This is a genomic window from Mycobacterium lehmannii, from assembly GCF_002245535.1.
GTDB classification, from domain to species: Bacteria; Actinomycetota; Actinomycetes; order Mycobacteriales; family Mycobacteriaceae; genus Mycobacterium; species Mycobacterium lehmannii.
On the sequence record NZ_NKCN01000019.1, the window covers coordinates 54,047 to 76,927 of the forward strand.

The window sequence follows — 22,881 nt, forward strand, 5'->3', positions numbered from 1 at the left end:
CACCCGACACGCGCTCAGCCCCAGATCCGAGCGAGCGCGTCGGCGAGAGCGCTCGGGTCTTGCGTGTCGCTGTTGCAGCTCACCGCCACCGACGTACGCCGGTCGCGATCGATCCGGAAATCGGTGACGAAGCCGCCCCAGGCCCCGTCGTGGCCGAGCGCGCCGTCGGCGTACTCGTAGATGCCGGCACCGTACCGGTCGCCGTCCCCGGTCTCGACCGCCCCGGCGAGCTGCGCGTCGAGCAACGTCCGGCCGCCGACTTCGCCGGTGCGGTAGTTGTCCGCCCAGCGCACCAGCTGGCTCGGCGCGGTCTGGATCGAACCATCTCCGACCTGCTGCCATGCGGTGCGCGCTGGCGTGAATTCGCCGTCGGCGCCCGTATAAGGGACCGCGGCGACGGGGACCGGAGCGGCGGGGTCGAGGACCATGTCCAGCTCGAGCGGCAAGAAGATCCGCGTCGACAGAAATGCCGAGAGCGGTTGCCGCGCCGTCCGTTCGACGATTTCGGCCAGCAGCACGTAGTTCGAGTTCGAGTACTCGAACGCCGTGCCGGGCTCGAAATCGAGTTCGGTCACGGCCCCCAGTGCCTTCAGAGCGTCGGCGTTTGTGGTGCGGTCGGTCAATGTGAAACCGGTGTCTTCGAGCAGCCCCATGTAATCGGGGATCCCGCTGGTCTGATGCATCAGCTGCCCGATGGTGACGCCGGCGGCCCACGGCGGTAGTCCCGCCACGTGTGTCGCCAAGGTGTCGTCGAGCGCGAGCTGGTGCCGGTCCACCAGCAGCAGGACAGCGGTCGCTGTGAACTGTTTGGAGACCGAGGCGATGTCGAACGCGCTGTCAGTGGTCAGCTCGGCGCCGGTGGCGATGTCCGCGACACCCCGGGCCCCGACCCAGACCACGGCGCCCTCGACCCCAACCGCCGCGGAGCAACCCGGAGCGCCGTCTTCAAGACCGTCGACCAGCACTCCCTGGCTGCGGGCGGGGCGATCGTCGGATTCGACCGCTGTCTCGGCGAGGGGTGCGGTCGCTTCGGCTGCACAGGCGCTCATCAGCAGCGCGGCCGCGAGAGCCGCCGTCGCCGCACGGACCGGTCGCGTCACAGGATCGACGTTAAGGGGCACGCCTGGTTTACACCCGAAAAACGTTCAGCGGCCCGCGTACCGCACGTGCGATCAGGGGTGGTCGGCCGAGCCGATGCAGAACTGGTTACCGTCCGGATCGGCCAGCACCACCCATCCGAAATCACCCATGCTGTGCCGCCCGAGTTCGGTGGCCCCGAGGTCGACGAGCCGCTTGACCTCCGGCTCGATGTCGTCGGCGCCGAGGTCGAGATGGAGACGATTCTTACCCGGGGTGGGATCGTCGACCTTCTGGAAGCCGAGGCCGGTGGCGCTGCCCGGCTGCGAGACCGTCACGAAAAAGCCTGGCGCCATTGGGTTGACCTCGCCGCCCAGCGCACGGGCCCACCACTCGGCGAGCCGGTCGGGGCCGGTGCTGTCGAAGGTGACGTTGAACACGGCGAGCGTCATAACGCCGAGACTAAATCACCGCGGTGACAGAAATGCCGTCAACGCCGCGGCATAGGCGGTGACGTCGCCGGCGCCCATCACCTCCCGAGCGGAATGCATAGCCAGCTGCGGAGCACCGACGTCGACGGTCGGGATGCCGGTGCGCGCCGCGGTCATCGGCCCGACCGTCGACCCGCACGGCAGGTCGGCCCGGTGTTCGTAGCGCTGCAGCGGCACCCCGGCTTGCGCGCACGCCAGCGCGAACGCCGCGGCGGTGCGCCCGTCGGTGGCGTACCGCAGGTTCGGCTGCACCTTGAGCACCGGTCCCGCATTGACCTCGATCAGGTGTCCCGGTTCGTGACGCTCCGGGTAGTTCGGGTGCGTGGCATGCGCCATGTCGCCGGACGCCACCATCGAGCCGGGCAGGCGCCGCAGGAAGTCCTCGCGCCCGCCGCCCGCGCTGAGCGTGATCCGCTCGAGCACGGTCAGCAGCAGGTCGGACTGGGCGCCGTGGTCGGACTGCGAGCCGACCTCCTCGTGGTCGAAGAGCACCAGCACCGGCGAATATCCGTTCGGCTCGGCCGCGAGGAACGCCTCCAGCCCCGCGTAGCAGGTCGCCTGGTTGTCCAGCCGGGGGGCGCTCACCAGGTCGCGGTCGGCGCCGACGAGCCGCGACGGGGCCAAGTCGTGGGTCATCAGGTCGGCGCCCAGCACGTCGTCGGCCGCCACCTCGGCATGCTCGGCCACGTGATCGAGGAAGGACCGTGGTCCCTTCTGGCCGGCAGGGTCCGCGCCCCATACCGCGTTGACGTGGCGCTGCGGGTTCAGCTCGACGGCCTTGCGGTCCTCGGCGAGGTGGATCGCCAGCTGCGGCACCCGCAGGATCGGCTCGTCGATCCGGATGAGCCGGTGCACCAGTCCACTGCTGGTGCGCACCGACAGCCGGCCGCTGATCCCCAGATCGCGGTCGAGCCACGAGTTCAGCCACGCGCCGCCGTACGGCTGCAGCGCGACCACCCGCCAACCGGCGACGAACCGGTCAGGGTGCTGTTTGACCCGAAGGTTGGGGCTGTCGGTGTGGGCGCCGACGATCCGAAACGGGGCGTTACGGCTGCCGCCGTCGGACCGCCAGGCGATCAGCGATCCGGCCCGCACGACGAAGAAGTCGCCGTGGGTGGGCCAGGCGTCGGCTTCGGACAGTTCGCGAAAGCCAGCCTCGCGCAGGCGCGACGCAGCCGTCTCGCAGACGTGGTACGGCGACGGCGACGCGTCGATGAACTCGCAGAGGCTCTGGGGGCTAGCTGCCATTCCTTCATCTTTACCGGTGAATCAAGATCAATGACGCTAGGGTCCTGATGTGCCCGAGATCCAGCCACAACCGGTGCTCGAACCGTTGACGCCTGCCGCCGTCTTCCTGGTGGCGACCATCGTCGACGGCGGGGAGGCGACCGTGCACGACACGTTGCCCGAGGTCTCGGGGCTGGTGCGGGCCATAGGTTTCCGCGAGCCGGCAAAGCGGCTATCGGCGGTCACCTCGATCGGCTCAAAGGCCTGGGACCGGCTGTTCGCCGGCCCTCGACCGGCCGAACTGCACCCCTTCACCGAGATCCGCGGCGACCGCCACCACGCCCCGGCCACCGAGGGCGACGTGTTGTTCCATATCCGGGCGGAGTCGATGGACGTCTGCTTCGAGCTGGCCACCAAGCTGGTCGAGGCGATGGACGGCGCGATCGCGATCGTCGACGAGACGCACGGCTTCAGGTTCTTCGACAACCGCGACCTGATGGGTTTCGTCGACGGCACCGAGAACCCCGACGGTCCGCTCGCGCGCTCGGCCACCCAGATCGGCGACGAGGACCCCGATTTCGCGGGCGGCTGTTACGTGCACGTGCAGAAGTACGTGCACGACATGGCCGCGTGGAACTCGCTGTCGGTGGAGGAGCAGGAGCGGGTGATCGGGCGCACGAAGCTCGACGACATCGAACTCGACGACGAGATCAAGCCAGCCAATTCGCATGTCGCGCTCAACGTGATCACCGACGACGACGGCAACGAACTGAAGATCGTGCGACACAATATGCCGTTCGGCGAGATCGGTAAGGGCGAGTTCGGCACCTACTACATCGGCTATTCGCGGACGCCGGCCGTCACCGAGCAGATGCTCGACAACATGTTCCTCGGCGACCCGCCCGGCAACACCGATCGCATCCTGGACTTCTCGACCGCGTTGACGGGCGGCTTGTTCTTCACCCCGACCCTCGACTTCCTCGACGATCCTCCCCCACTGCCCAATTCGGTCGGCGCCGGTCAGGACGAACCGGCGCCGCCCGTGGCCCCCTCCACCGAATACGAGGGCTCGCTGGCCATCGGCAGCCTGAAAGGAACCCGCTGATGAACAACCTGTACCGCGACCTGGCGCCAATCACCAAAGAGGCCTGGGCCGAGATCGAGCTCGAGGCGACACGAACGTTCAAGCGCCACATCGCCGGTCGTCGCGTGGTGGACGTCAGCGAACCGGGCGGGCCCGTCAAGGCCGCGATCAGCACCGGCCACCTGCGCGACGTACCGCCTCCGGGCGACGGCGTGGTCGCGCACCTGCGGGAGGCCAAACCGCTGGTGCGGCTGCGCGTGCCGTTCACGGTGTCGCGCACCGCGATCGACGATGTCGAGCGGGGTTCGCAGGACTCGGACTGGGATCCGGTCAAGGACGCCGCCATGAAACTGGCGTTCGCCGAGGACCGGGCGATCTTCGAGGGCTATGAGGCGGCGTCGATCGAAGGCATCCGGGCGTGCAGTTCCAACACCGCGCTCGCGCTGCCCGACGACGAGCGCGATATCCCCGACGTCATCTCCCAGGCGCTTTCCGAGTTGCGGCTCTCCGGCGTGGACGGGCCGTATTCGGTACTGCTCTCGGCGGAGGTGTACACCAAGGTCAGCGAAACCACGCAGCACGGCTATCCGATCCGCGAGCACCTCAACCGGCTGGTCGACGGCGAGATCATCTGGGCGCCGGCCATCGACGGTGCGTTCGTGTTGTCAACGCGCGGGGGCGATTTCGATCTCCAGCTGGGCACCGACGTGTCGATCGGCTACCTGTCGCACGACGCGGGAACCGTGCAGTTGTATCTGGAGGAGACGCTGACGTTCCTGTGCTACACCGCCGAGGCCTCGGTGGCCCTGACCCCGTGACCTTCGCCGCGTCCTACGCGCTGAGGACGCCGTCGAGTGCGCTGTAGAAAAGGCCCAGCCCGTCGTCGGACGGTCCGGTCAGCGCCTCGGTGGCGTGTTCGGGGTGCGGCATCAGACCCACGACGCGTCCGTTGGCCGAGCTGATGCCTGCGATGTTGCGCTGTGAGCCGTTGGGGTTTTCGCGGTACCGGAACACCACGCGGCCTTCGCCCTCGAGCTCGTCGAGCACCTTGTCGCTGGCCACGTACCGGCCCTCGCCGGACTTCAGCGGAATCAGCACGTCGGCGCCGGCCTCGTACCGCGATGTCCACGCCGAGGAGTTCGACGCCACTTCCAACCAGATGTCGCGGCAGACGAAGTGCAGCCCGACGTTGCGGGTCAACGCGCCCGGCAACAGGCCGGACTCGCACAGCACCTGAAAACCGTTGCAGATCCCCAGAACCGGCATGCCGCCATCGGCGGCCCGGATGACCTCGCCCATCACCGGTGCGAACTTCGCGATCGCTCCGGCGCGCAGATAGTCCCCGTAGGAGAACCCGCCGGGCACCACCACGGCGTCAACGCCCTTCAAATCGGCGTCGGCGTGCCACAGCGAAACGGGCTCTGCGCCTGCCAACCGAACGGCGCGTGCGGCGTCGACGTCGTCGAGGGTGCCCGGAAATGTGATGACGCCCACACGTGCCGTCATGATTGCTCCCTGCTGACCGACCAGTCCTCGATCACGGTGTTCGCCAGCAGCGATTCCGCGATCTCGGCCAGGGTCCCGTCGTCGATACTGTCGTCGACCTCGAGCTCAAAACGCTTGCCCTGCCGAACATCTGAGACGCCGTTGAACCCCAGCCGGCCCAATGCGCCGACGATCGCCTGCCCCTGCGGGTCGAGGATCTCGGCCTTGGGCATCACGTGCACCACCACCCTTGCCACGCGTCAACTGTACCGGCGGTTCCGCCGCGCGCGACTCACCGGCACGAACCGAGATACGCCTCGCACAACGGGGCGGCCAGCGCGTCGAGCACTTGCGCGTCGGGCACCGGTGGCCATGGCACCTGCAGGGGCAACGTCGACCACAGTGCGAGTTCGACGAGGCTGCCGCTGGTGGGATGGGCCAGCAGGTACTGGTGCACCACCTTCTGCCCCGAGACGCTGATCACCGCGGCGAGCCGCTCAGGATCGGCGGTGGTGATCGACGGCGACACCAGAGGCGCCGTCAACTGGCAGGTCCGCAGCCGCAACTGCGCCGAGCCGAGCACCGAGCGGGTGAGGGGTCCGTTGTGCGCGACGTCCCCGCGCCAGTGCAGCACCTGCGCCCGCAACTGCCACTGACCAGCGGGATTGGTCACTTGCGCCCTGGCAGCCACGACGTAGTCGCGCGGGTCGGCAGGCACGGGCGGGCTGGCGCAGAGTTCCTCGAACAGAAATCGCGGCGCGGGCGCGGTGACCGCCAGCCCGGCCAGCCCCGGCCACCGGTACACCGAGGCCAGCGGCAGCGCGCTGGGGACGGGCCATGCCACATCCGGGATCGCATCGCAGATCGGCGGGCACACGCCGGGGACCGCCCGCGCGGGTGGACCGGGCACAGGGGCGACCGTCAACGCCACGCCGAACGCGGCGAGGGCCACTGCAAGCAGCAATCGCACGACTCAACTACCCCCTGAACACGGCCGGCGCCGCCACAATATAGGCATGCAATTGACCCACTTCGGACATTCATGCTTACTGGCCAATTTCAAGAGCGATTCCGGCGACGAAGCGACGATCCTGTTCGACCCCGGCGTCTTTTCGCACGGATTCGAGGGCATCACCGGCCTGTCGGCGATCCTGGTCACCCATCAGCATCCCGACCACGCCGACACCGAGCGGCTGCCGGCCCTGCTCGACGCCAACCCGCAGGCCGCCTTGTACGCCGATCCGCAGACCGCCGCGCAACTCGGCGACCCCTGGCGCGCGGTCAACGTCGGCGACGTCCTTTCCATCGACCACCTGACCGTGCGGGGCGTCGGCGGCAAGCACGCGGTGATCCACCCGGAGTTGCCGGTCATCGACAACATCTCCTACCTCGTCGACGACGGGACCCATCGCGCCCGGCTCATGCATCCCGGTGACGCCTTGTACGCGCCAGGCGAACCGGTCGACGTGCTCGCCACCCCCGCGGCCGCGCCCTGGATGAAGATCTCCGAAGCGGTCGATTACCTGCGCGAGGTGGCGCCGACGCATGCGGTGCCCATCCATCAAGGCATCATCGATCCGAGCGCCCGCGGGATCTTCTACAGCCGGCTCACCGAGATGACCGACACCGATTTCCAGGTGCTCGAACCCGAGGACGGCACGCAATTCTGAGTCGCGGTTCTTCGAAGTCAGGCCGTGTCGCGTGCGGCCGCGCGGCCGGCCGCACGCCCGGAGAACACACAGCCGCCGAGAAACGTGCCCTCCAGCGACCGATAACCGTGCACCCCGCCACCGCCGAAGCCCGCCGCCTCTCCGGCGGCGAACAGGCCGTCGAACACGTTGCCGTCGGGCTTGAGCACGCGCGCGTCGAGATCGGTTTCCAATCCGCCCAACGACTTTCGCGTGAGGATGTGCAACTTCACCGCGATCAGCGGCCCCGCCTTGGGATCGGTCAACCGGTGCGGTGCCACGACGCGGCTGACGCGGTCGCCGAGGTAGTTGCGTGCCACGCGGATCGAGGCGATCTGCGTGTCCTTGGTGAACTTGTTGGCCACCTCGCGGTCGCGGGCGGTGACCTCGGCCTCGACGGTCGCGTAGTCCAGCGGCAGCACATCGGGGACGTCGTTCATCGCCGACACCAGACCGCGCAGCGAGTCGGCGCTGACGAAGTCGACGCCACGGTCGACGAACGCCTGCACCGGCGCGGGCGCCCCGGCACGGACCCGCGCCAACACGTCGCGGATGCTGCGGCCGGTGAGGTCGGGGTTCTGTTCCTGACCCGACAGCGCGAACTCCTTGGCGATGATGCGGGCGTTGAGGATGAACCAGGTGTAGTCCTGGCCGGTCTGCGCGATGTGTTCGAGCGTGCCGAGCGTGTCGAAGCCGGGATACAACGGCGACGGCAGCCGGTTGCCGTTGGCGTCCAACCACAGTGACGACGGCCCGGGCAGGATACGGATCCCGTGCAGCGGCCAGATCGGGTCGTAGTTGGTGATGCCCTCGGTGTAGTGCCACATGCGGTCGCTGTTGATCACCCGCGCCCCGGCCGCCCTGGTGATCCCGATCATGCGCCCGTCGACGTGTGCGGGCACACCGGACAGCAGTTGTTCGGGTACGCGGCCCATCCGCTTGGGCCAGTTCTGCCGCACCAGGTCGTGGTTGCCGCCGATACCGCCGCTGGCGACGATCACCGCTTGGGCACGAAATTCGAACTGTCCGACCGGTTCTCGGGAGCTGGCCACGCCGCGGGGCGCGTCGGAGGGTTCGAGCACCGTTCCGCGAACGCCGACGACGGCACCGTGGGAGACGATGAGCTCGTCGACTTTGTGCCGGTGCGCGTACCGGACCCGCCCGGTCAGCCGACGAGCGAAGATGTCGACGATCGCGGGGCCGGTGCCCCAGGTGATGTGGAATCGCGGCACCGAGTTGCCGTGTCCGCGCGCGTCATATCCGCCGCGCTCGGCCCACCCGACGAGCGGGAACGTCTGCAGGCCACGTTCGCGCAGCCAGCCGCGTTTCTCGCCGGCGGCGAAATCGACGTAGGCGTGCGCCCATTGGCGCGGCCAGTGGTCCTCCGGCCGGTCGAAGCCCGCCGAGCCGAGCCAGTCTTGAAGCGCCAACTCGTGGCTGTCGCGGATACCCAGCCGCCGCTGCTCCGGGCTGTCGACGAAGAACAGCCCGCCGAACGACCAGTACGCCTGGCCGCCGATGTTGTTGGCGTTCTCCTGGTCGACGATCAGTACGCGGCGGCCACGCTCGACCAACTCGCAGGCCGCCACCAGACCCGCCAGCCCGGCTCCGACGACGATGACGTCAGCATCTGCCATGGCCGCCACGTTAGCGGGCGGGTGCTAAGCGGCGGCAGTCATTGCGGCGTCCGGACGCCACTTGTAGACATCGGGCGCGCATCGGTGCATGAGTGCGAGGTCGACGGCGTCGAGCATCGCGTGTCTGATGCCCGGCCTGCGCAAGTGCCGGGCGGTGACGGCGACTCGAACGATTCCGCCTCGCCGGGCCGTCCGCTCGGCCGACAGCACCAGCGTGCGGCACCACCATGGTTCGCGCAGGAAGCCTTCACCGATACCGAGCACGCGCGACCGCACGGCCGTCCCGCGGACCAGGTCGGCGATGTCGGTCAGCCCGGCGAGAAGTCGAAATCCCTTGCGCAGCAGCATTAGCGCGGTGCCATCGGATACGGTCCATCCCGGCGCCGCGAACAGCCGGGTACGCAAACCCATATGCTCCATCACGCGGTCGGCGGCCATCAGCCGCAGGCCGGCCTCGTGTGCGGGCAGCGTCGCGAACTCGCCGCGGCGCTTCTTGGTTGCGGCCTCGTCGAAGCCGTGCAACACGATGGCGTCACCGGAGTCCCGCCGGGCGGCGAGCCAGTCCACCGTGGCGGCGTCCTCTTCAAGCCGGTAGCCGCCCTTGATCCTGGGCGCCACCAGCAACGAGACCGGCACGCCCCGGGCGTCCAGTTGGGCGCAGAAGTCCGCGACGTCGGGGATCGTACGATCGCTGATACCGGAGAGGGAGACGATCAGCTGTCCTGCCACGCCGCCAGTGTGGCAACCTCAGGTGTCGCAACGGTTTACCACACGCTGACGGCAGGTGACCATCGGGCGCTATCGCGGCAGGACATCCTCGATCGCCGTGATGACCTCGGGGGCGTCGGGTTCGGTGCGCGGCCGGAACCGCTTGACGACCGTTCCGCCCGGCGCCAGCAGAAACTTCTCGAAGTTCCACTGGATGTCGCCGGCCTCACCGCTGTCGTCGGGCGTCTTCGTCAGCTCGGCGTACAGCGGGTGCCGGTCGGCGCCGTTGACGTCGGTCTTGGCCAGCAAGGGGAACGTCACGCCGTACGTCGTCGAGCAGAACTGCTGAATTTCCTCGGCCGAACCGGGCTCCTGGCCCATGAACTGGTTGCACGGCACGCCGATCACGGTCAGCCCGCGGTCGCGGTAGTCCTTGGCCAACTGTTCGAGCGCGGTGTACTGCGGAGTCAGACCGCATTTGGAGGCGACGTTGACCACCAGCGCGGCGCCGTCGGCCAATTCGCCGAGCGTGGTGTCGCGGCCGTCGAGGGTGGTCACAGCGATATCGGTCAGCGGTGTCTGGGGCATGCCCGCACGTTACCCGGTCTCGAACAGCATGCCCGCGACCCGGTGCACGGTCGCTATCGGATCACCCTCGGCGTCGATCGCCTTGTTGAGCCACAACAGCGAAAAGCCGTGCACCAGTGACCAGGCCGCGAGCGCCGCCGCCGCAGGGTCCTCTGCGGCGCGCGGATCGTCGAGAGTGCCGACACCCTGCCTCAGTTGCGCACCCGCCGCGTCCCGGGCCGATTTCAACTCCGCGTCGCCCGGGTCGACGAGCGAGCGGTCGAACATCACCGCGTAGTGCCCGGGATGGTCGAGTGCGAACTGCACGTACGCCAGTGCGGCATCGATGAATTCCGGCTCTGCCTCACCGAGCGCAACGGCCAGCTTGCGCCAGCCCTGTGCGGCCAGCGCGGTGAACAGGCCGCGCCGGTCGGTGAAGTGGTGCGCCGGCGCGGCATGCGACACCCCCGCGACCCGTGCGAGCTCTCGCAGCGAGATTCCGTCGGCGCCGCGCTCGGCGACCAGGCTCGCCGCCTCGGCGAGGATGACCGCCTTCAGATCGCCGTGGTGGTAGGACGCCCTGCTCATGCGGCCATCATAACCGAAATCTTGACACTGGCTAGATTGTTACCTACGTTCGCAACTAGTCACTGTCAAGATTGGAGTTCGTCATGGCTGTACTCGTCACGCTGATACTCGGGACGCTCGGCGCCCGGCTGGTCGGCTTGTCGGGCGTGGACTACGTCGACGGCTGGCCATCGGCGATCGCCGTCGGATTGGCCGCGATGTTCGCGCTCACCGGGGTCGCGCACTTCGTCAACCCGCTGCGCCGCGACATGATCGCGATCGTTCCGCCGCGGCTGCCCGCCCCGGCGCTGCTGGTCACTGTCACCGGTGTGCTCGAACTCGTCGGCGCGGTGGGTCTGCTCTACCCGCCCACCCGCGCCGCCGCAGCGGTCGGCCTTTTCGTGCTGATGATCGCGATGTTCCCGGCCAACGTCCACGCGGCACGGATGCCCGACCCGCCGAAGTCGATGACGACGCGGCTGGACCTGCGCACCGCCGAGCAGATCGTGTTTCTAGGGGCGGCGCTCGTGATCGGCCTGGGCAGCGTCCAGTAGCCACGCGTACTGGAAGGCGGTTTCCTTCCAGCGTTCGTATCGCCCGCTGATACCGCCATGGCCGGCATTCATCTCCGTCTTCAGCAGCACGGGATGACTGTCGGTCTTGGCATGGCGAAGCGCGGCAACCCATTTCGCCGGTTCGACGTAGTACACCCGGGTGTCGTTGAGCGACGTCATGGCAAGTATGCGCGGGTAGTTCCTCGCCTCGATGTTCTCGTAGGGCGAGTAGGACTTCATGTACTCGTAGACGTCCTTGTTCTCCAACGGGTTTCCCCACTCGTCCCACTCGGTGACCGTCAGCGGCAGCGACGGGTCGAGGATCGTGGTGAGCGGGTCGACGAACGGCACCACCGCGAGGACGCCCGCGAACAGCTGCGGAGCCATGTTGGCCACGGCGCCGACGAGTAGACCGCCCGCGCTGCCCCCGTAGGCCACCAGGTTCTGCGGCCGGGTGACATCGGTCTGCACGAGATGCTGCGCGGCGGCGATGAAGTCGGTGAAGCTGTTCTTCTTCTCGAGCATCTTGCCGTGCTCATACCATGGCCGGCCGAGTTCGCCGCCACCTCGGACATGCGCGACCGCGAACACCATCCCGCGGTCCAGCAACGACAGTCGCGCGATGGAGAACCGCGGATCTTCGCAGGCCTCATAGGCGCCGTAGCCGTACAGCAGCGTGGGCGCCGGATACTGCAGGCCGATCTTGTGCACGATCGAGATCGGTATCCGCACACCGTCCGGCGCGGTCGCCCAATCACGCCGCTCCACATAGTCTTCGGGCCGGTAGTCGCCGAGCACGGGCTGTTCGCGCAGCAGTGTCCGTTCGCCGGTGGCCAGGTCGACGTCGTAGATGCGCACCGGGGTGGTGTAGGAGGTGGAACCGATGCGCAGTTTGGGTGCGCTCCAATTGGGGTTGGCGCTCAGTCCCGCCGACGTCAGCTCGGATTCGAAGGTGAAGTCTTCGGGACTGCCGTATTCGCCGCCGGGATGGAGGGGCCAGAGCTGAATCCTCGGCAGCGCCTCACTGCGGTAACTGACGACGAGGTGCTTTTCGAAGGCGTCCACGGAGTCGAGGCGGACGTCGGCGCGGTGTTCGATCAGGGTACGCACCGCAGTGGGGTCGCCGACTGGCACCTCGACCAGGGTGAAGTTCTCGGCACCGTCGTTGTGCAGGATGAGAAACCGGTCCTCGCCGCCCACGACGGCGTGCTCGACGGAGTACTCGACGAAGTCGCGGCGCGGCCACACGATCGTGAATTCGGCCTCCGGGTCGGTCGCGTCGGCGTAGCGCACCTCGGAGGTGACGGCGCTGCCGGCGGCGATGATGACGTATTTGTCGCTGCGGGTGCGCCCGACACCGAGCCAGTACCGTTCGTCGGGTTCGTTGTAGACCTTCTGCGCGGGCCGGCCCGAGCCGAGGCGGTGTCGCCAGATGGTGTCCGGGCGCCATGCCTCGTCGAGGGTCGAGTAGTAGAGCGTGCGGTTGTCGGCCGCCCACGTCGCCCCCGGACCGATACCGGCGATGGTGTCCTCATAGAGTTCACCGGTGCGTAAGTCCTTGAACCGCAGCGTGTACCGCTCGTCGCCTTTGAGGTCGACCGAATAGGCGAGGATGTTGCCGTCCAGGCTCACCGAGGCGGCGCCGAGCGAGAAGAACTCGTGGCCTTCGGCCTCGACGTTCTCGTCCAGCAGTACCTGTTCGCCGGGGATCTCGGTGTTCTCGTCGAGCACCGGAGGTGTCCAGTCGTCGAGATCGGCGACTGGGCAACGGCAGTGCACGCTGTACTGCTTGCCCTCGAAGCTGCGGCCGTAGTACCACCACGCGTCGCGCCTGGTCGGCACAGAGAGGTCGGTCTCCTTGGTGCGGGCCTTGATCTCGTCGAAGATGGCCTGTCGCAGGGGCGCAAGGTGCTCGGTGACATGCTCGGTGTAGGCGTTCTCCGCCTCCAGATGCGCGATCACCTCGGGGCTGGTCTTGTCGCGCAGCCACTCGTAGCGATCGAGGAACACGTCGCCGTGATGCTCACGCCGGGTGTCGACGCGCTTGGCCACCGGCGGCTTCATCATCTGTTGATTCGCTCCGCAAGCGTCGCTCATGCACCGATCCAGTCGTCGAACTTCAGACCCGAAATGCGTTCGTAGGCCTCGATGTAGCGGGCGCGAGTGGATTCGACGACGTCCGGCGGCAGTGGCGGCGGAGGTGTATCACCGCTGCGGTCCCACCCCGACTCTTCAGAGGTGAGCCAGTTGCGGACGAACTGCTTGTCGAAGCTGTTCTGCACGACGCCTTCTTTCCAGTCATCGGCTCGCCAGTACCTGCTCGAGTCGGGGGTGAACACCTCGTCGGCCAGTCGCAGTTCACCGTCCTCGTCCACGCCGAACTCGAACTTGGTGTCGGCGACGATGATTCCCGTGGTCAAGGCATGCTCGGCGCCGCGGCGGTATGTCTCCAATGTCCGATCGCGCAGTTGTTCGGCCCGCTGCTGACCGATCAGCTTGACCACGTCGTCGAACGAGATGTTCTCGTCATGTTGTCCCAGTTCGGCTTTGGTCGCAGGGGTGAACAGCGGCTCGTCGAACCTGCTGGCCTCGACCAGCCCGGCGGGAAGCGGGATACCGCATACCGCCCCCGTCTTCTGATAGTCGATGAGCCCGGAGCCGGTGAGGTAGCCGCGGGCCACCGCCTCCACCGGCAACATCTCGAGCTCCTGTACGACCAGCGCGCGGCCGAGCACGTCGGCGGGAATGCGCTCGTCGTCGGGTGGACCGGCGAGGTGATTGGGCGTGCCAGCGGTCCGGCTCAGCAGGTCGAAGAAGAACACGCTCATCGCCGTCAGGATGCGGCCCTTGTCGGGGATCAGCGAGTCGAGGACGTAGTCGTAGGCGGAGATGCGGTCGCTGGCCACGAAGAGCAGCGTCTCGTCGTCCACGCGATACAGTTCGCGAACCTTGCCGCTGGCCAGATGTTCGTAGTCGGACAGAGCGGGGCGCATCGGGCCAGCCTATCGGGCAGCATCTAGTTCCATGACTTCGCGGTTTATCCCCTATGCCACCACGCCGACGCGGATCTTGGCCCAGCTCGTCAGTGACTTCGTGGTGGTCGCCTGGACCACGGTGTGGGTGCTGGTCGGCATGGCCGTGCATTCGGCGGTCTCCACGATCGCGGCGGTGGGTCGCCAGGTCGAGACCGGCGCCAACGGCGTCGCCGACAACCTCGACGCGGCCGGCGAGCGCACCGACGACTTCCCGCTGATCGGCGACGCGCTCAGCAAGCCGTTGCGCGCGGCCAGCGAGGCAGCACTCGACATCGCAGGCGCCGGTCACAGCCTCGACACCACGGCGTCGTGGTTGGCGTGGGTACTGGCGCTGGCGGTGGCCGCACCGCCGATCCTGTTCGTCGCGATGCCGTGGCTGTACCTTCGGCTGCGTTTCTTCCGCCGCAAGTGGACCGCGATCACGCTGGCCCGCACCCCCGCCGGTGAGCAGCTGTTGGCGCTGCGAGCGCTGGCCAACCGGCCGCTGGCCAAGCTGGTCGCCGTGCACGCCGATCCCGTCGAGGCGTGGCGCCTGCACGACGCAGACGCGATCCGCGGCCTCGCGGCGCTGGAGTTGCGCTCGTCAGGCGTCGCCCGCCACCTCTAACCGGCTCCGCCGCCGCGATTTGTGCACATCGAGGAGCGCTCACCGCTCCCGGATGTGCACAAATCGTTCCGAGGGAACCGTCCGGAGCCGCCGACGCGTCGAACTGGAACATGCTCGACGACCATCTTCGGCAGCACGACGGTGTGATCACGCTGGCGCAGGCTCGACAGTGCGGCCTCAGCAGGCACGCGGTAAATCGGCGTGTGCGATCGGGCCATTGGCTTCGGTGTTCGCCCGGGGTGTTCTTCGCCAATGACCGAACCTTCACCGACTCCGCACGTATCAGGGCTGCGGTGTGGTCTCTCGGTCCGCGAGCGACAGCCAGCGGATTGGCGGCGGCATGGTGGCACGGGATCACCCGGTTCGCCCCAGACAAAGTCGAGATCACGGTTCCGCGGGTGAGCAACTACCGACCGAGGTCCGGCACGCGGCTGCGGCGGCGCGATCTGTCGCCCCGTGACGTCGTCGAGCGGGCGGGGCTGCGGGTCACCGCGATGCCGCTGACCGTGATCGAAGCCGCGGTCCGACGCGGCGGCGGACCGAAACTGATGGACGCCGCCCTGCAGCGTCACCTCGAGCTCGCCCAACTGTGGCGCGCGCATCTGCGCAACAAGGGCAGACACGGTTCACCGGCAGCACGGCGACTGCTTCGTGCGGCCGAAGACGGTGCGCGTTCCGAAGCCGAACGACTCCTGGTGAAGCTCCTGCGCGACGCCGGATTCACCGGATGGAGGACGAACTATCCCGTCGGCGGCTACAAGGTCGACGTGGCATTCATCCGAGCGAAGTTGGCGATCGAGGTCGACGGTTGGGCGTTCCACACCGACAGCGAGGCATTCCAGATCGACCGCAATCGGCAGAACGTGATCGCGCTCTTGGACTGGAAAGTGTTGCGTTTCACCTGGCTTGACTTGACGGCTTATCCCGAGCGGGTGATCGCCGAGGTGGCCGCCGCGACCGGTCAATGACCCTCATCCCAACATGCGCCGTAACGTGTGACCGAACGGATAGCGCGCAGTCACAGACCCGAATCGCACCCGGCCGCGCGCCACGAGATGCAGCCTTTGCGAGGGCGGACCGTGCGGCACCTTGAGAGTGGTGCTGCCTGCGAATGTCTCGACGCCGTTGAGGTCGGCGGTGGCGCCGTCGGGCAGGATCAACTCGGTCGAGCTGAAGTAGTCGTCGATGTCCAGGACGACGGTCGGGCTCTGCAATGTCGCGGCGGTGAAGTCGAGCGTGGTGTCGCACATTCGGGTGTTGAGGTCGACGCGCGCAGGTACAGTCCACGGTCCGCGTCGCGAGATCGACGACATCCGGCCGCGCAGCTGTTCGCCTCCGCCCGCAACGGGCTGCATCGCATCCGTCGAGGGCAGGTCGGCGATCACCTTGCGCAGCTCTCCGCGGGTCCGCGCGGCAAGCACGGCGTCGATCCGCTCGCTGAACTCATCGAGCGTGAGCATGCCTTGGCCGACTGCCCGTTCGAGCAATTGCCTCACATGATCGCGGTCGGCGTCGGAAATCCGCACGTTCGCGTCATCGATGTCCATGCCCCGAGGGTAGGGGGCGGAACCGCGCGCTCACTCGCAGCACTCCGGCGATCGAGACAGCGATCCACGCAGCAAACGCTATCCAGAAGAACACCAGCGAAATCGTCGGTAGGCCATGCCATCCGGTCTCTACCGCCATGGCGTGGCTGGCCGCCGAGTACATGCCCAGCGGGAAGACCATCGCCCACCACACGCCGGCGAATCGCCGGGCATCCGGCCGTCCGAGGTGCCGCACAGCGAAGTACACGAGCGGCGGGATCCATGCCGACGCCAGACACCACGTCGCGACGGTCACCCCAAGAACGGCGTCGATGCCTGCGCGATGGATGTGGTCGCCCGCCAACGTCGCGATCGCGAGCCCACCCATCAATATCCACGCGTCGGGCTCGAATCCACCGGGATCCAGACGCGCAGCGAACGCACGCGCCAGGATCAGCGCGGTCATGACCCCGTAAATCGCGAGGGCAACGATCCATATCGCGACGGCGATCAGCAGTAAGGCATGCCACCCCGTGTCGTGCGCAAGGGCGACCGCGACGATCGCCAAACCGGACGAGCCGACGCTGCACAGTTCCCACGCCCCACGCGCTCGTCCCTGCAGTTCCGTCCAAGACCGACTCGCGAAGTTGCGCGCTGTCAAGACGACCAAGACCGACCACACCAGCGCGGCGGGGACGGCCAGAGCCCACATGATCGCCGAGTTCGCCATCAACCGGTTGTCGAGCACCGCACACGCCGCGACGAACGTGAACAAGCCGATCGTCACATCGAGGTCAGACAAATCGGGCGGCTGCCGAAGCCACGAAACCACGGCTGCCGCAACCAGAACCAGCAACGCAAGAACGGCCAGCACGGCCAGAGCGCCACTGACGTATGTCAAACCGTGGTCGACCGCGGCGATGGAGACGATACCGGTCGCCATCACGAACGCGAACGCGTCGGGCCTCACCGCCAGCCGCTCACCGCAACTCGACTACCAGATGGCGGATACCGGTGTGCCGATTGCTCCGCGTCCATTCGACGGGTTTGACCAGACGAGCTTCGGAGAAGCGGGGCAGCAACTCCTCGAACAACACGCGTAGCTCGAGCCGCGCCAGGTTCGCGCCCAGACAGTAGTGCACACCCTGGCCGAAGCCCAGGTGCGGATTGGGCTTACGGGCGATGTCGAACACGTCGGGTTCGGTGAACACCGCATCGTCGCGATTGGCCGAACCCTCCCAGATCTGCACCTTCTGCCCGGCTGCGATCTCGCATCCGCCCAACGTCACGTCGCGAGCTGCGGTGCGCCGCTTGGACGGTGAGGGCGACGACCAGCGCACCATCTCCTCGACCGCCGAACCCAGCAACGCGGAATCGTCGCGCAGCGCTGCCAGCGAGTCGGGGTTCTCGATCAACGCCAGCAGGCCGCCCGCCACCGCGTTGCGTGTCGTCTCGGCACCCGCACTGAACAACAGGCTGAAGAACAGATAAAGTTCCAGGTCGGATAGCGCACCGTCGTCCACCGACGCGTTCGCGACCACCGACAACATGTCGTCGGTCGGCGAGGCGCGCTTGGCGGCGATCAACTCCTGTCCGTAGGTGTACATCCGCGAACCCGCTTCTTCGGCGGTCAACTGTCCGACAGAAGCTTTCCGCGATCCTCCGAAGTCGAACTGCGGCTCGATGGCGTGAAACAGCCAATGTCGTTCAGACTCCGGCACTCCCAGCAGGATGCAGATCATCTGCATCGGCAACTCGGCCGCCACGTCGACCAGGAAGTCAAAGGGCTCGCCAGGCGAGACGCAATCCAGCAGGCGTCGCGCCCGCGAGCGAAGATCGTCTTCGACCCTGCGGATCATCCGCGGCGTCAGGCCGGAGCTGACCAGCCGCCGGATCTGCGAATGCCGCGGGTCGTCCATCATGTTGAGCACCTGACCGGCGATCGCCAGATCCTGCAGCAGCGTGCCGCCGTAGGGCCGGGAGCCGCCGGTCACCGACGAGAAGGTCTGCGGATCACGAAACACCGCAAGCGTTTCGGCGTAGGTGGCCACGGACCAGAATCCCTCGCCGTCGGGCGTGTGCTCGGTCGGCTCGTGCCAGTACACCGGGGCCTCGCGCCGATGCAACGCGAACAGTTCGTGCGGAAAACCGTTCGCGAAGTTGTCCAGATCGGTGAAGTCGATCCCTCCCAGGGTCACAAGATGGCACCCGAAGTGTATTTGGCCGCTTCGGGATAGCGGCTCACCAACTCGTCGACGGCCGCAACCACACGGTCCACCTGATCGCCTGCCGCGCCGGTGAACACCTGCTTGTCGGCCAGCGCCGCATCGAGCGCCGGCCGGTCCAGCGGCAGCCGCGAATCGGCCGCCAACCGATCCAGCAGATCGGGTTCCTGACCCTTCTCCCGCATGGCCAACGCCACCGCGACGGCGTGCTCCTTGATGACCTCGTGCGCGGTTTCGCGGCCCACCCCGGCCCGGACGGCGGCGATGAGGATCCGCGTCGTCGCCAGGAACGGCAGGTAGCGATCCAGTTCGCGCTGAATCACCGCGGGATAGGCGCCGAACTCGTCGAGCACCGTCAGGAACGTCTCGATCTGTCCGTCGACAGCGAAGAACGCATCCGGCAGCGCCACGCGGCGCACCACCGAGCAGAACACGTCGCCCTCATTCCATTGCGCGCCAGCCAGTTCGGCCGCCATGGAGCCGTAGCCGCGCAGCACCACCTGCAATCCGTTCACCCGTTCACACGAGCGCGTGTTCATCTTGTGCGGCATCGCCGAGGAACCCACCTGTCCGGGTGCGAAGCCCTCGGTGACCAGTTCGTGGCCGGCCATCAGCCGAATGGTCTGCGCCAGCGACGACGGTCCGGCGCCCACCTGCACCAGCGCGGAGACGACGTCGTGGTCCAGCGAGCGCGGATACACCTGCCCGACACTGGTGAAAATCTCGGTGAAGCCCAGGAATTCGGCGACGCGCCGCTCGAGCTCGGCCAGCCGCGAGGCGTCGCCGCCGAACAGGTCGAGCATGTCCTGGGCGGTGCCCATCGGACCCTTCACACCGCGCAGCGGGTAGCGGTCGATCAACGAGCGCAGGCGCTGCAGTGCGATCAGCAGCTCCTCTGCCCCGGAGGCAAACCGCTTGCCCAGTGTGGTGGCTTGTGCCGCAACGTTGTGGCTGCGGCCGGCCATCACCAGGTCGCGGTACAGCACGGCGCGCTCGGCCAGCCGGGCCACCACCGCCACTCCGTGGGAATGCACCAGTTCCAGCGAGCGCCGGATCTGGAGTTGCTCGACGTTCTCGGTCAAGTCGCGACTTGTCATGCCCTTGTGCACGTGCTCGTGGCCGGCCAGCGCGTTGAACTCCTCGATGCGCGCCTTGACGTCGTGGCGCAAAACGCGCTCGCGGGCGGCGATCGATCCGAGATCGACCTGTTCGAGCACCCGCTCGTAGTCGTCGACCACGCCGGAGGGCACATCGACGCCCAGTTCGGCCTGGGCGCGAAGCACCGCCAGCCACAGCCGGCGCTCCGCGACGACCTTGGCTTGCGGTGACCAGATCGCCACCATGTCCTCGCTGGCGTACCGATTGGCCAGCACGTTGGGGATCGTCACAAACACTCAGCTTACGACCCGGGTAGTGCAGGCTGGTCCCATGTACTTCGTTGGGCTCGATCTCGCGTGGGCGGAGGGAAACCAATCCGGGGTGGCAGTCCTCGACGACGACGGACGGCTTGTGCAGGTGGGCGCGGCGGTCAGCGACGACGACATCGAAGCGGCTCTCGCGCCGTTTGTCGACGGCCCATGCATCGTGGGCATCGACGCGCCTCTCATCGTGAACAACCCCAGCGGGTATCGGCTCGGCGAGTCGCTCTACAACCGGGACTTCGCGCCGTTCGAGGCGACCGCACAGCCGGCGAACACGGGCAACCGTCTCTTCGATCCGCCCCGCGCCGAGGTGCTCTGCCAACGCCTCGGTCTGGACCCCGACCCGCTGTCGCGCGGCGACCGTCGCGCGATCGAGGTCTATCCGCACGCGGCGACGATCCCACTGTTCAAACTCGGCAAGACGCTCAAGTACAAACGGCGCGCCAAGGATGTCGCCAAGCGCAAGGACGAGTTGCTGAGGATGGTGGGGCTGATCGAGGGGTTGAACGACGCGACGCCGCGGCTTCGCGTGCGCAGCAGCCCCGCCTGGCTCGAACTTCGCAAGAGGATCGAGGCCAGTGATCGAGCCTTCCAGCTGAACGCTTGTGAGGATCCCGTCGACGCGGTGCTCTGCGCTTATGTCGCGCTGTTTTTCGAGCGGCGGCGCGAGGACGTCACGATCTACGGCGACCGCGAAGGCGGCTACATAGTCACACCCGCACTCCCGCCAGGGCTGACGCCCGCTCCCCGAGCCCGTGCGGCGGCCAACCACGAGCGCGGCGACGTGTTACCACGCCTGGAGCAGGTTCAACAACTGATCGAGCGAGCCCAACGCGAACTCACCGAGATCCGCAGGCAGTTGGGCGGTTAGTCCGGGGACTGCGCGAGCTGAGTCGGATCGTTGATGCCCGCGTCCTTGATGCCGAGTCGCCTGTTGATCACCATGGTGATGAGGAAGAGCACGATTCCGGTCACCACCAGGATCCCGCCCAGCAGATACTGCGTGCCCGGGCGGCCCGACAGGGGCGTCACCAAATACACCGACGTGATGAATCCGATGATGGGCAGGACCGTGGGTGTTCGGAAGTGCCTGTCGTCTCTGGGGACATCGCGACGCAGGACCAACACCGCGACGTTGACCGTCGCGAACACCGCCAACAGCAGCAGCGATGTGGTGCCGCCGAGCACCGAGAGCGCCTTACTGCTCGCGAACGCCGAGACGTAGAAGATCAGCCCGAACGCGATGATGGTGGTGAAAATGATTGCCACCCAGGGGGTGTGCCGGGTCCGGTGCACCGAGCCCAGAACCGGCGGCAGTACATGCTGGCGTGCCATGCCGTAGATCAACCGGCTGGCCATCAGCATGTTGATCAAGGCGGTGTTCGAGACTGCGAACATCGTGATGAACGGGAACAACTCGTCGATCGGAAGGCCCGGTGCAGCGGCTTCGACCACGCTCACCAGTGGGGTGCTGCTCGCCCTCAATTCGCCGATCGGCACCATCGCCACCGCGATGATCGACACCAGGATGTACACGACACCCGCGATGCTCAGGCCGGTCAACAAGACCTTCGGGAAAATCCGGACGGGGTCTTTGGTCTCCTCGGCCATATTGACCGAGTCCTCGAACCCGACCATGGCGAAGAAAGCAAGCGATGTCGCCGCGGTGATCGCGACGAATGTGCTTCGGTCCTCGCTGTTTTCGAACATCACGATGCGCGAGAAGTCGTGGTCGCCGGCCTGGGTGAAGGCCCACAGACCTACGAAGATCACCAGCAGCAGACCGCTGATCTCGATGATGGTCAGGCCGACGTTGAGCTTGACGCTCTCACTGACACCGCGCAGGTTGATCGCGGCGAGGACGGCCATGAAGCTCAGGGCGATGAGCGTGACGCCCGCCTTACCCCAATCCAGGCCGAAACCCTCGATCAGGTTGGCCGCGAAGGCCTGTGATGCGGTCGAGGCCGACGTGATACCGGAACACATCACCACGAACGCGACCAGGAATGTGAAGAACTGGATCCCGAATGCCTTGTGCGCGTACAACGCTGCGCCCGCCGCTTGCGGGTATTTGGTGACAAGCTCCAGATAGGAGAACGCTGTGACAGTGGCGATGGCGAACGCGAGCAGGAACGGCAACCACGCCGCCCCACCCACTTCCCCGGCAACCTGACCTGTCAGCGCGTAGACACCGGTACCGAGGATGTCGCCGACGATGAACAGCAGCAACAACCCCGGACCCATGACCCGCCGAAGCTCCGGTTGCGTGTCGGTCGGCGTACTCATCGCTGCCCTTTGCTCTTCGCGCAAGCGCTCATCGGCCTCCTACTACGTCACACCTGCGCCACTCGCTCGTCGATTGGTGCCAACACGTCTATCACGTCGATCAGCGTTGCGCGTGCTGATGCGCGAGGCCCGTCGCCCTCGGCGACGAGCGCCGCCACCACCGCACCGTCGACCGCGTTGACCAACGCGGTGAGGTACTCGGCGCGCACCGAGCGACCCGACCGCTCGATGACCTCGATGACGGCATCGGTGCGCTGGCGCATGATCCGCCGCTGGATGTCGCGCAGCATCGGGTGGCGCGCGCACGCGATGTAGCGCTCGTAGCGTGAGATCAGCTGCTCGCTGACCCGTTGCCCCGCCACGTCGTCGACCAACAGATCCACCAGGATGTCGGCGGTCGACTCCGCGCCTCGCCGGCGCCGCGACAACATCGCCACCCGGGCGCGCAACTGCTCGGCCTCACGCTCGCCGACGTATTCGACGGCCCTGGCGATCAGATCGTCCAGCGACGAGAAGTAGTAGGTCGTCGACGCCAGCGGCAGGCCGGCGCGACGGGCCACCGCACGATGTCGCACGGCGTCGAAGCCGCCCTCGCACAGCAGGTCGGCAGCGGCGCTGACCAGCGCAAAGCGTCGACGTTCTCCCTTGGGAGTGACCGCTGCCGTCACCTTTAGCATGCTGCCAGTCGGGCGGCCC

The 22,881-nt window shown here is 67.2% G+C and carries 25 protein-coding genes; 7 read left to right on the forward strand and 18 right to left on the reverse strand.

Annotated features, from left to right (window positions below; all coding sequences use genetic code 11):
• Window positions 1-14: 14 nt before the first annotated feature.
• The 3 genes from CEX87_RS19615 to CEX87_RS19625 form a co-directional block, all read right to left on the reverse strand.
• Window positions 15-1,049 carry a serine hydrolase domain-containing protein gene (locus tag CEX87_RS19615; protein WP_094288810.1) on the reverse strand — a complete coding sequence of 345 codons (1,035 nt, stop codon included), beginning with the start codon at window positions 1,047-1,049 and terminating at the stop codon, window positions 15-17.
• Between the two features lie 123 nt (window positions 1,050-1,172).
• Window positions 1,173-1,529, reverse strand: a complete 357-nt coding sequence (locus CEX87_RS19620; RefSeq protein WP_094288752.1) for a VOC family protein — start codon at window positions 1,527-1,529, stop codon at window positions 1,173-1,175.
• Between the two features lie 15 nt (window positions 1,530-1,544).
• Complete coding sequence (locus CEX87_RS19625) at window positions 1,545-2,816, reverse strand: M18 family aminopeptidase (protein ID WP_064395214.1); 1,272 nt, start codon at window positions 2,814-2,816, stop codon at window positions 1,545-1,547.
• A gap of 49 nt (window positions 2,817-2,865) precedes the next feature.
• On the opposite strand from CEX87_RS19625, the gene CEX87_RS19630 reads away from it, so the two are divergent.
• Both CEX87_RS19630 and CEX87_RS19635 read left to right on the forward strand, forming a co-directional pair.
• Window positions 2,866-3,900: a Dyp-type peroxidase gene (locus tag CEX87_RS19630; protein ID WP_094288754.1), complete on the forward strand. Its 1,035-nt coding sequence runs from the start codon at window positions 2,866-2,868 to the stop codon at window positions 3,898-3,900.
• A complete protein-coding gene (locus CEX87_RS19635) occupies window positions 3,900-4,697 on the forward strand; it encodes a family 1 encapsulin nanocompartment shell protein (protein ID WP_094288756.1) in 798 nt (265 codons plus the stop codon). Before CEX87_RS19630 ends, CEX87_RS19635 begins: the two co-directional genes overlap by 1 nt.
• 13 nt (window positions 4,698-4,710) lie before the next feature.
• Here the strand turns inward: CEX87_RS19635 and purQ are convergent, their stop codons facing one another.
• From purQ to CEX87_RS19650, 3 genes are read right to left on the reverse strand one after another with little or no spacing between them, the layout of a single operon-like run.
• Window positions 4,711-5,385: a phosphoribosylformylglycinamidine synthase subunit PurQ gene (gene purQ / locus CEX87_RS19640; protein WP_064395211.1), complete on the reverse strand. Its 675-nt coding sequence runs from the start codon at window positions 5,383-5,385 to the stop codon at window positions 4,711-4,713.
• Window positions 5,382-5,621 (reverse strand): phosphoribosylformylglycinamidine synthase subunit PurS, encoded by a 240-nt coding sequence (gene purS, locus CEX87_RS19645; protein WP_064395210.1) that lies wholly within the window; start codon window positions 5,619-5,621, stop codon window positions 5,382-5,384. Before purS ends, purQ begins: the two co-directional genes overlap by 4 nt.
• Before the next feature lie 35 nt (window positions 5,622-5,656).
• On the reverse strand, window positions 5,657-6,334 hold the full coding sequence (locus CEX87_RS19650) for a hypothetical protein (protein ID WP_064395209.1): 678 nt from the start codon (window positions 6,332-6,334) through the stop codon (window positions 5,657-5,659).
• A 46-nt stretch (window positions 6,335-6,380) separates the two neighbouring features.
• Here CEX87_RS19650 and CEX87_RS19655 point away from each other — a divergent pair, with 46 nt between their 5' ends.
• Window positions 6,381-7,034: an MBL fold metallo-hydrolase gene (locus CEX87_RS19655; protein WP_064395208.1), complete on the forward strand. Its 654-nt coding sequence runs from the start codon at window positions 6,381-6,383 to the stop codon at window positions 7,032-7,034.
• A gap of 17 nt (window positions 7,035-7,051) precedes the next feature.
• On the opposite strand, the gene CEX87_RS19660 is transcribed toward CEX87_RS19655, so the two are convergent.
• The 4 genes from CEX87_RS19660 to CEX87_RS19675 form a co-directional block, all read right to left on the reverse strand.
• Entirely contained in the window at window positions 7,052-8,689 is a 1,638-nt protein-coding gene (locus tag CEX87_RS19660; RefSeq protein WP_064425029.1) for an FAD-binding dehydrogenase, read from the reverse strand.
• 24 nt (window positions 8,690-8,713) lie between these two features.
• Entirely contained in the window at window positions 8,714-9,418 is a 705-nt protein-coding gene (locus tag CEX87_RS19665; RefSeq protein WP_094288758.1) for a DUF2334 domain-containing protein, read from the reverse strand.
• Between the two features lie 69 nt (window positions 9,419-9,487).
• A complete protein-coding gene (locus CEX87_RS19670) occupies window positions 9,488-9,985 on the reverse strand; it encodes a glutathione peroxidase (RefSeq protein WP_064395206.1) in 498 nt (165 codons plus the stop codon).
• 9 nt (window positions 9,986-9,994) lie between these two features.
• Window positions 9,995-10,552, reverse strand: a complete 558-nt coding sequence (locus tag CEX87_RS19675; protein WP_064395205.1) for a TetR/AcrR family transcriptional regulator — start codon at window positions 10,550-10,552, stop codon at window positions 9,995-9,997.
• 83 nt (window positions 10,553-10,635) lie between these two features.
• Here CEX87_RS19675 and CEX87_RS19680 point away from each other — a divergent pair, with 83 nt between their 5' ends.
• Entirely contained in the window at window positions 10,636-11,085 is a 450-nt protein-coding gene (locus tag CEX87_RS19680; RefSeq protein ID WP_064395239.1) for a DoxX family protein, read from the forward strand.
• Here the strand turns inward: CEX87_RS19680 and CEX87_RS19685 are convergent.
• Window positions 11,044-13,149 carry a S9 family peptidase gene (locus tag CEX87_RS19685; protein WP_094288812.1) on the reverse strand — a complete coding sequence of 702 codons (2,106 nt, stop codon included), beginning with the start codon at window positions 13,147-13,149 and terminating at the stop codon, window positions 11,044-11,046. The genes CEX87_RS19680 and CEX87_RS19685 overlap by 42 nt on opposite strands.
• Window positions 13,150-13,178: 29 nt before the next feature.
• Window positions 13,179-14,078, reverse strand: coding sequence for a phosphoribosylaminoimidazolesuccinocarboxamide synthase (locus CEX87_RS19690; protein WP_064395204.1), 900 nt, complete (start codon window positions 14,076-14,078; stop codon window positions 13,179-13,181).
• A 31-nt stretch (window positions 14,079-14,109) separates the two neighbouring features.
• On the opposite strand from CEX87_RS19690, the gene CEX87_RS19695 reads away from it, so the two are divergent.
• The gene (locus CEX87_RS19695; protein WP_064395203.1) at window positions 14,110-14,727 is read left to right on the forward strand and encodes a hypothetical protein; all 618 of its coding nucleotides are present in this window, start codon (window positions 14,110-14,112) and stop codon (window positions 14,725-14,727) included.
• A 110-nt stretch (window positions 14,728-14,837) separates the two neighbouring features.
• Window positions 14,838-15,695 (forward strand): type IV toxin-antitoxin system AbiEi family antitoxin domain-containing protein, encoded by an 858-nt coding sequence (locus CEX87_RS19700; RefSeq protein ID WP_094288760.1) that lies wholly within the window; start codon window positions 14,838-14,840, stop codon window positions 15,693-15,695.
• A gap of 3 nt (window positions 15,696-15,698) precedes the next feature.
• On the opposite strand, the gene CEX87_RS19705 is transcribed toward CEX87_RS19700, so the two are convergent.
• From CEX87_RS19705 to purB, 4 genes are read right to left on the reverse strand one after another with little or no spacing between them, the layout of a single operon-like run.
• Window positions 15,699-16,274: a DUF1707 SHOCT-like domain-containing protein gene (locus CEX87_RS19705; RefSeq protein WP_094288762.1), complete on the reverse strand. Its 576-nt coding sequence runs from the start codon at window positions 16,272-16,274 to the stop codon at window positions 15,699-15,701.
• Window positions 16,261-17,223 (reverse strand): tellurite resistance/C4-dicarboxylate transporter family protein, encoded by a 963-nt coding sequence (locus CEX87_RS19710; RefSeq protein WP_269845551.1) that lies wholly within the window; start codon window positions 17,221-17,223, stop codon window positions 16,261-16,263. Before CEX87_RS19710 ends, CEX87_RS19705 begins: the two co-directional genes overlap by 14 nt.
• 10 nt (window positions 17,224-17,233) lie before the next feature.
• Window positions 17,234-18,451, reverse strand: coding sequence for a cytochrome P450 (locus CEX87_RS19715; RefSeq protein ID WP_198957262.1), 1,218 nt, complete (start codon window positions 18,449-18,451; stop codon window positions 17,234-17,236).
• A complete protein-coding gene (gene purB / locus CEX87_RS19720; RefSeq protein ID WP_094288766.1) occupies window positions 18,448-19,866 on the reverse strand; it encodes an adenylosuccinate lyase in 1,419 nt (472 codons plus the stop codon). The genes CEX87_RS19715 and purB overlap by 4 nt, the downstream gene beginning before the upstream one ends.
• A gap of 40 nt (window positions 19,867-19,906) precedes the next feature.
• Between purB and CEX87_RS19725 the strand changes: the two genes are divergently transcribed.
• Window positions 19,907-20,770, forward strand: coding sequence for a DUF429 domain-containing protein (locus CEX87_RS19725; protein ID WP_094288768.1), 864 nt, complete (start codon window positions 19,907-19,909; stop codon window positions 20,768-20,770).
• On the opposite strand, the gene CEX87_RS19730 is transcribed toward CEX87_RS19725, so the two are convergent.
• On the reverse strand, window positions 20,767-22,185 hold the full coding sequence (locus CEX87_RS19730; RefSeq protein ID WP_094288770.1) for an APC family permease: 1,419 nt from the start codon (window positions 22,183-22,185) through the stop codon (window positions 20,767-20,769). The genes CEX87_RS19725 and CEX87_RS19730 overlap by 4 nt on opposite strands.
• 47 nt (window positions 22,186-22,232) lie before the next feature.
• Window positions 22,233-22,862 carry a TetR/AcrR family transcriptional regulator gene (locus CEX87_RS19735; protein WP_064417903.1) on the reverse strand — a complete coding sequence of 210 codons (630 nt, stop codon included), beginning with the start codon at window positions 22,860-22,862 and terminating at the stop codon, window positions 22,233-22,235.
• Window positions 22,863-22,881: the final 19 nt, after the last annotated feature.

Excerpts from the sequence above, each read along its gene's own strand:
- CEX87_RS19615 (WP_094288810.1), bottom strand. The coding sequence starts at position 1,049 with ATGAGCGCCTGTGCAGCCGAAGCGACCGCACCCCTCGCCGAGACAGCG.
- CEX87_RS19620 (WP_094288752.1), bottom strand. The coding sequence starts at position 1,529 with ATGACGCTCGCCGTGTTCAACGTCACCTTCGACAGCACCGGCCCCGAC.
- CEX87_RS19625 (WP_064395214.1), bottom strand. The coding sequence starts at position 2,816 with ATGGCAGCTAGCCCCCAGAGCCTCTGCGAGTTCATCGACGCGTCGCCG.
- CEX87_RS19635 (WP_094288756.1), top strand. The coding sequence starts at position 3,900 with ATGAACAACCTGTACCGCGACCTGGCGCCAATCACCAAAGAGGCCTGG.
- purQ (WP_064395211.1), bottom strand. The coding sequence starts at position 5,385 with ATGACGGCACGTGTGGGCGTCATCACATTTCCGGGCACCCTCGACGAC.
- CEX87_RS19655 (WP_064395208.1), top strand. The coding sequence starts at position 6,381 with ATGCAATTGACCCACTTCGGACATTCATGCTTACTGGCCAATTTCAAG.
- CEX87_RS19660 (WP_064425029.1), bottom strand. The coding sequence starts at position 8,689 with ATGGCAGATGCTGACGTCATCGTCGTCGGAGCCGGGCTGGCGGGTCTG.
- CEX87_RS19670 (WP_064395206.1), bottom strand. The coding sequence starts at position 9,985 with ATGCCCCAGACACCGCTGACCGATATCGCTGTGACCACCCTCGACGGC.
- CEX87_RS19675 (WP_064395205.1), bottom strand. The coding sequence starts at position 10,552 with ATGAGCAGGGCGTCCTACCACCACGGCGATCTGAAGGCGGTCATCCTC.
- CEX87_RS19680 (WP_064395239.1), top strand. The coding sequence starts at position 10,636 with ATGGCTGTACTCGTCACGCTGATACTCGGGACGCTCGGCGCCCGGCTG.
- CEX87_RS19685 (WP_094288812.1), bottom strand. The coding sequence starts at position 13,149 with ATGAAGCCGCCGGTGGCCAAGCGCGTCGACACCCGGCGTGAGCATCAC.
- CEX87_RS19690 (WP_064395204.1), bottom strand. The coding sequence starts at position 14,078 with ATGCGCCCCGCTCTGTCCGACTACGAACATCTGGCCAGCGGCAAGGTT.
- CEX87_RS19695 (WP_064395203.1), top strand. The coding sequence starts at position 14,110 with ATGACTTCGCGGTTTATCCCCTATGCCACCACGCCGACGCGGATCTTG.
- CEX87_RS19700 (WP_094288760.1), top strand. The coding sequence starts at position 14,838 with ATGCTCGACGACCATCTTCGGCAGCACGACGGTGTGATCACGCTGGCG.
- CEX87_RS19705 (WP_094288762.1), bottom strand. The coding sequence starts at position 16,274 with ATGGACATCGATGACGCGAACGTGCGGATTTCCGACGCCGACCGCGAT.
- CEX87_RS19725 (WP_094288768.1), top strand. The coding sequence starts at position 19,907 with ATGTACTTCGTTGGGCTCGATCTCGCGTGGGCGGAGGGAAACCAATCC.
- CEX87_RS19730 (WP_094288770.1), bottom strand. The coding sequence starts at position 22,185 with ATGAGTACGCCGACCGACACGCAACCGGAGCTTCGGCGGGTCATGGGT.
- CEX87_RS19735 (WP_064417903.1), bottom strand. The coding sequence starts at position 22,862 with ATGCTAAAGGTGACGGCAGCGGTCACTCCCAAGGGAGAACGTCGACGC.